Origin of the sequence: Streptomyces sp. NPDC006510 (genome assembly GCF_040611955.1) — a bacterium.
GTDB lineage: Bacteria > Actinomycetota > Actinomycetes > Streptomycetales > Streptomycetaceae > Streptomyces.
On sequence record NZ_JBEXPH010000323.1, the window covers coordinates 1 to 6129 of the forward strand.

6 protein-coding genes and 1 pseudogene are annotated in these 6129 nt (G+C 71.5%); 1 reads left to right on the forward strand and 6 read right to left on the reverse strand.

Features of this window, described 5'->3' with window-relative positions; all coding sequences use genetic code 11:
- From ABZY11_RS42230 to ABZY11_RS42255, 6 genes and pseudogenes are all read right to left on the reverse strand, one after another.
- Positions 1 to 404: pseudogene (locus tag ABZY11_RS42230) on the reverse strand (ABC transporter permease); the annotation flags it as partial.
- Positions 405 to 409: 5 nt separating this feature from the next.
- Positions 410 to 1930, reverse strand: a complete 1521-nt coding sequence (locus tag ABZY11_RS42235) for an ABC transporter substrate-binding protein (RefSeq protein ID WP_356484259.1) — start codon at positions 1928 to 1930, stop codon at positions 410 to 412.
- A 31-nt stretch (positions 1931 to 1961) separates the two neighbouring features.
- Complete coding sequence (locus tag ABZY11_RS42240) at positions 1962 to 2546, reverse strand: GNAT family N-acetyltransferase (RefSeq protein ID WP_356484260.1); 585 nt, start codon at positions 2544 to 2546, stop codon at positions 1962 to 1964.
- Between the two features lie 113 nt (positions 2547 to 2659).
- Positions 2660 to 3163, reverse strand: coding sequence for a 2-C-methyl-D-erythritol 2,4-cyclodiphosphate synthase (gene ispF / locus ABZY11_RS42245; RefSeq protein ID WP_356484261.1), 504 nt, complete (start codon positions 3161 to 3163; stop codon positions 2660 to 2662).
- Positions 3153 to 3899: a 2-C-methyl-D-erythritol 4-phosphate cytidylyltransferase gene (ispD, locus tag ABZY11_RS42250; protein ID WP_356484262.1), complete on the reverse strand. Its 747-nt coding sequence runs from the start codon at positions 3897 to 3899 to the stop codon at positions 3153 to 3155. Before ispD ends, ispF begins: the two co-directional genes overlap by 11 nt.
- Positions 3900 to 4232: 333 nt before the next feature.
- Positions 4233 to 4715, reverse strand: a complete 483-nt coding sequence (locus ABZY11_RS42255) for a CarD family transcriptional regulator (protein ID WP_006380568.1) — start codon at positions 4713 to 4715, stop codon at positions 4233 to 4235.
- 618 nt (positions 4716 to 5333) lie between these two features.
- On the opposite strand from ABZY11_RS42255, the gene ABZY11_RS42260 reads away from it, so the two are divergent.
- Positions 5334 to 5981 (forward strand): DUF461 domain-containing protein, encoded by a 648-nt coding sequence (locus ABZY11_RS42260; RefSeq protein WP_356484263.1) that lies wholly within the window; start codon positions 5334 to 5336, stop codon positions 5979 to 5981.
- The last annotated feature ends 148 nt before the right edge of the window (positions 5982 to 6129 follow it).

The following is a 6129-nucleotide window of genomic DNA, read 5'->3' on the forward strand; positions in this document are numbered from 1 at the left end:
CCGGCCCGTGCGGTGACGATCCGGCGCCGCGCCCCGCGCCGCAGCGTGCCCGCGCCGAGCGCGGCGGCCGGCAGCAGGGCGACGGCGAGCGAGACGCCCATCAGGGTCAGGGAGACGCCGAGCGCGGCCGTCACATCGGGGGCGACGGGCTGTCCGGAGACCCAGGAGGTGCCCAGGTCGCCGCGGAACAGCCCGCCCAGCCAGTGGCCCAGGACGTGCGCGGTTCCGCCGTCGAGCCCGGTCTCGGCGCGGATCGCGTCGAGGGTCTCGGCGGTGGGCGGCCGGTCGGCGTACCGGGCGTGCAGGATCGTGAGGGCCGGGTCGGTGCGGGTCAGCCTGGGCAGCAGCCCGATGACGGCGAGGGCCGCGAGGAGCGTGCCGAGCCGCCCCGCCAGGTACTTCACCCGGGTCACCCGACGCGGGTGTCGGCGGTGATCAGGGTGCGTTCCAGCGGGTCGAGCGAGACGCCGTGGACGCGGCTGTCGTCGTACCCCTGGACGAAGCGTTCGTGGAGCAGCGGTACGAGGGCGTCGGTGCCGAGGATGTCGGCCTCGGCGGCCATCTCGGCGCGGTGGCGGGCGTCGGTGCCGGCGAGGCCGGCGGCCTTGTCCACGGCGGCGTCGACGCGCTCGTCGCAGAGCTGCGAGATGTTGAAGCTGCCGTCGCAGGTGAAGTCGGACGCGAGGTAGGAGACCGGGTCCGCGGTGTCCAGGAGGGTGTTGCGGGCCTGGATGAACGCGTCGTACTTACCGGCCAGCGCGTCGGCCTCCAGTTGGGCGTAGTCGCGTACGACCTGCTTGACGGTGAAGCCGCGTGCGGTGAGCTGCTGCTGGACGACGGTGGCGACCTCGGGCAGCTCGGGCCGGTTGGTGTACGTGGCGAGGACGATCTGCTCCGTCTTCGCCACCGCTGCCTCGTCGGCGGCCTTCGCCCGGTTCGTGGGGGCGGTGCGGTCGGCGGCGGCCCAGGGCACGCCCGGCCCGAGGAGGCCCTGCGCGGTGTCGGCGCGGCCTTCGTAGACGCCCTTGACCAGGGCCGCCGAGTCGATGGCCGCGCGGGCGGCGGCGCGCATCGCCGGGTCGGCGAAGACCCCGCGCCGGGTGTTGAGGGAGAGGCCGTTGGTGCGGGCGGAGGGGAATTCGTGGACGAGCCCGTCACCGAGGAGGGACGCCTGCGAGATGGGGACGTACTCGGCGACGTCGGCACTCTTCGTACGCAGGGCGTTGGCGCGCGCGGTCCCGTCGGCGACGAACTTCACGTCGACGCCGGGGGCCTTGGCCCTGGCGCCCCAGTAGGTGTCGTTGCGCTGGAGGGTCGCGCTGACCGCGCCGTTGACCTCGGTCAGCGTGAAGGGTCCGGTGGCGTGCCCGGCGGGGTTCACCTTGCCGCCCCGGTACGCGGCCTCGGACAGGATCGTGAGGGAGGGGTTGGCCAGGCGCTGGGGCAGCAGCGGGTCGGGGGTCGCGGTGGATATCCGTACGGTCCTGGCGTCCGGCGTGGTGACGGTGAGGCGGGTGTCGCTGAGGACGCGGGGCTTGGGGGACGCCTGCGCGGCGGCTCGCAGCGAGCGCGCGACGTCGGGCGACTCCAGCTTCCGGCCGTCCTGGAATGCGGCGTCGCGCAGGGTGAAGGTCCAGGTGAGGTCGTTGTCGCGCTTCCAGGAGGTGGCCAGCGCGGGCTCGGCCCCGCCGTTCCCGCCGAGCGTGGTGAGGCCCTCGATCACGGCGAGACGGCTCAGGGTGACGGCGTCGTCACCGTAGGGGGACATGGCCTGGGCGGGCGGGAAGGCCATGACGACCCGGAGCCGCTGCCCGGCCGCGGAGCCGCCGGAGCCATCCGAAAACGAGCAGGCGGTGGCGAGCGGGACGAGGAGGGCGGCCGCGGAGAGAGTCAGCGGCAGCGTGCGGCGACGGTGTCGGGGCGAGGGCATGACAGCGACCTTATATGAAAACGATTGTCATCTAGTGGGCGGGGGTGGCGGGCACCGGCATCGGCAGCTCGAAGTGGACGATGCCCTGACCGCCGCCCGGCAGAGCACGCTCGTCGCACACCTCGTCCGCCAGCGACCGCCAGAACGGCTCGGCACCCGGCACGGCCGGGTCGGTGTGCAGGTAGATCGCCTCGTACCCGCCGGCCGCCGCGACGAAGTCGCACAGTTCGCGCACCAGCCGCCGGGCCAGGCCGTGCCTGCGGTGGCCGGGCGCGACATAGATCCGGCAGAGCTGGGCGGTGGTCCCGGACGGGAAGCGGTCCGCGACCCACCGCGGATTGGGCGGCGCCTGGGGTCCGCGGTCGCGCACCGCGCCGGTGGCGACGATCTCGCCGTCGCACTCGACGACCAGCAGGGTGCAGCGGTCGGGGCGCAGATAGGCGGCGTCGGGGTCGATGATGTCGGCGTGCCAGCGCGGTACGTAGCCGGACTTCAGGTCGCGGTAGACGGTGTCGAGCATCACGGCCCGCGCACCGCCGAGGTCGTCGGGGGTGGCGGTGCGCAGTACGTACCCGTCGGCCCCGGCCCGTACCGGCGCCACCGTCGTCGTGCTCATCCGCGCCCCCACCGTCCCCGTACGACACATCGCTTGCCGCACCAGCGTACGTGCAAGCGATGTGCAACAAGGCTGTGGCCCTGGAGTACCGGCAGGTCAGGGCCGTGCCGGGGTCAGCCGGTGCGGTAGACCAGCGCGGTCGCGATCCCGGCGATGCCCTCGCCCCGTCCGGTGAAGCCGAGCCCGTCGGAGGTGGCCGCGGAGAGCGAGACGGGCGCCCCCACGGCGGCCGACAGCACCTTCTGCGCCTCGTCGCGCCGCTTGCCGATCTTCGGCCGTACGCCGACGACCTGGACGGCGACATTGCCGATCTCGAAGCCCTCGGCCCGCACGATCCGCGCCGCCTCGGTCAGCAGGGTCACCCCGGCGGCGCCGGACCACTCGGGCCGCCCGGTGCCGAAGTGCTGCCCGAGGTCGCCGAGCCCGGCGGCCGAGAAGAGCGCGTTGCACGCCGCGTGCGCGACGACATCGGCGTCCGAGTGCCCGGCCAGACCGGGCCCCTCGCCCTCCCAGAGCAGCCCCGCGCACCACAGCTCGCGGCCCTCTTCGAAGGCGTGGATGTCGGTGCCGATCCCGACCTGCGGGATCACCGGACGGGTCCGTTCCTCAGAAGCCATCGTTCGCCCTCCTGCGTGCGAGTACCGCTTCGGCCAGCACCAGATCCAGCGGCCGGGTCACCTTGAACGCCTCTTCGTGCCCGGGTACGACCACGACGGGCGCCCCGAGCTGCTCCACCATGCCCGCGTCGTCCGTCGCCCCCTCGCCGCTGACGGCGACGGCGGCATGCGCCCGTACGAGCGTGTCGCGGTCGAAGCCCTGCGGGGTCTGCACGGCACGCAGTCTGGCCCGTACAAGAGTGCCGAGCACCGGCTCCGGCTCCCCCGGCGCACCGGGCTCGACCTCCTTGACGGTGTCGGCCGGCGGCAGTGCGGGGACGACGGCGGGCGCCCCGTCCCGTACCGCCTCGATCACCGCGTCCACCGTGTCGACAGGCACCAGCGGGCGCGCCGCGTCGTGGACCAGGACGACGGAGATGCCCTCGGGCAGTGCGTCGAGGCCGAGCCGCACCGACTCCTGGCGGGTCTCGCCGCCGGGCACGACGAGGTAGTCGGTCCGCTCGGGCAGGGCGTGCTCGTCGAGCAGATTCTTGACCTCGTGGGCGCCGTCCGGCGGCGCGACGACGACGACCAGGGAGACGGAACGGGACGCCGCCATGGCCCGCACCGCGTGGATGAGCATGGGCGTCCCGCCCAGCGCACGGAGTGCCTTGGGGGCACCCGGGCCGAGCCGTACGCCGCGGCCGGCCGCGGGAATCACGGCGGCGGTGCGGTACGGACGCGATTGATCAGACATCGGTTGCACTCCGGAGCTTCGGCATGTTTGTTTCCACAGCCGACATGGGTATGGCCACAAGCGAGCCGGGCGCCATGCCATGACTCGACCGGGCCCTTTCCGTGACACCCGGTCGATTCGGACAAGCCGCACCGGTCGCTCGGGATCGGCTACACAAGATCGCGAGCAACGTATCGGGGGTATCACCGATGAAGCCAACGCATCGGTGGGTCGGGACGTAATCCGGACAGGCTGCGCCAGAAATCCGGACATGCCGCGGCGCCCGACGACATACCGTGAATACGGATGTCAGCGGGCACCGCGGCACATTGATTACGACCGGCGCGAGCCGGTTCAGGACGCGAGAACCTCGTCGAGCAGAGCCTCGGCCTTGTCTTCGTTCGTGTTCTCCGCGAGAGCGAGCTCGCTCACCAGAATCTGGCGAGCCTTGGCGAGCATCCGCTTCTCACCTGCGGAGAGTCCACGCTCGCGCTCACGACGCCACAGGTCGCGGACCACTTCGGCGACCTTGATGACATCGCCGGAGGCGAGCTTCTCGAGATTTGCCTTGTAGCGCCGGGACCAGTTCGTCGGCTCTTCGGCATACGGTGCGCGAAGCACCTCGAAGACCCGGTCCAGCCCCTCCTGCCCGACCACGTCGCGCACACCCACGAACTCCGCATTGTCCGCCGGCACACGAACCGTCAAGTCGCCCTGGGCGACCTTGAGCACCAAGTAGGTCTTGTCCACGCCTTTGATCTGGCGAGTTTCGATAGCCTCGATCAGCGCGGCCCCGTGATGGGGATAGACCACGGTGTCGCCAACCTTGAACGTCATGTGACAGGTACCCCTTCCGTGGCTATCAAGGGTAACACGAGAACTGCTTCTCCTGAATGGCGTTTTCGCAGGTCAGGGCATATCTCGGGGCTTGACAACAGCGACACGCACGTGCTGCGGAAGGTTCACGGGGGGCGGAATTCGCAGGTCGGAGCCGTTGTGCGGGCAGGGCGAAACGCACACGTCGCACACATCGGAACCACCCTCCGAAGGGGCCGAACGTCCCGTTTTGCCGGATTCCGGATGGTGAACTTTCCGTACTCCGTTCGAGGATCGATCACCCGTACAGAGGTAAGTGCCGTTGATCAATGGAATTGATCAACGCCCCGGCGTGATCGGTTATGCACACGGAATGCGCCACGCTCCATGAATTGATCACCGGTGATATGTGAACGGCATGTGTCGGCCCGTTTCGGCGTGCGCCGGCCCGTAAACCTTTGCCTGGCTCGGACCTCCGAACGGCACGACGGCAGGAAGTACACAAGTCGCCCAGAGGCGGGTCGGGTGCGGGGCGGGCGGGGCGGCTCGGTAGCCTAAGGCCGCTGACACACCCTTAGGGCGGCTTTACGTCGCTCCCTTCCCGTCCGCAGTCCGAACGTTCAAGGAGTTGCCGCCGCCGTGAGCCGCAGCCTTCGACACGGCGCCCTCGCCGCCACAGCCATCGTGTTCTCGATCGCCTCGCTCGCCGGGTGCGGCGCGGGCAATGACGCCGCGACGCTCAAGATCAGGCCGGACACTGCTGCCACCACCATCGGTGACATCAGCATCCAGAACGCGAACGTCATCACCCAGCCCGAGCGCACCGCCGCGGGCCCGGCCGTCGTCTCCGCGACGCTGTTCAACAACGGCACGAAGCCGCAGACCCTGGAGGCCGTCACGCTGCCGGGTTCGAGCGCCTCGGTGCAGCTGCACGCCGCCAAGGGCGCCGGATCGGTCGTGGTCCCGGCCGGCGGCTCGGTGATCCTCGGCGGCAAGGGCAACGCCTCCGCCGTGATCGAGAACGGCAGCGAGGCCGCCCAGGCGGGCAATGTGCAGCCCGTCGTCTTCAAGTTCAGCTCGACCGGCGAGATCCCGCTCAGCGCGTTCATCGTGCCGGCGACGAGCTACTTCACGGGCTACGGCCCGAGCACGCTGCCGGTGGCGCCGCAGGAGACGCCGGCCGGTTCGGCCTCCGCCACCGAGAAGCCGGGAGGCGCCCCCGGGGAGTCGGCGGGCGACGAGGCCACCCCGACCGACGCCGCGTCCGCCTCGGCGCAGTCACACTGACCGCACGCGGACAGCGACGCGCGGATACGCGAACGGCGGAGGGGGGCCCCCCCCGGGGGGGGGGGCGCCCCCCGGGGGCCACCGCGGGGGGGTAGGGGGGGGCATTTTGCCCCCGCGCCCCCCCCGCGCCAGCGGCCGCGGGGCGCCC

Bases quoted from the DNA above. Each gene is read 5' to 3' on its own strand.
- ABZY11_RS42235 (WP_356484259.1), bottom strand. From the start codon at position 1,930: ATGCCCTCGCCCCGACACCGTCGCCGCACGCTGCCGCTGACTCTCTCC.
- ABZY11_RS42240 (WP_356484260.1), bottom strand. From the start codon at position 2,546: ATGAGCACGACGACGGTGGCGCCGGTACGGGCCGGGGCCGACGGGTAC.
- ispF (WP_356484261.1), bottom strand. From the start codon at position 3,163: ATGGCTTCTGAGGAACGGACCCGTCCGGTGATCCCGCAGGTCGGGATC.
- ispD (WP_356484262.1), bottom strand. From the start codon at position 3,899: ATGTCTGATCAATCGCGTCCGTACCGCACCGCCGCCGTGATTCCCGCG.
- ABZY11_RS42255 (WP_006380568.1), bottom strand. From the start codon at position 4,715: ATGACGTTCAAGGTTGGCGACACCGTGGTCTATCCCCATCACGGGGCC.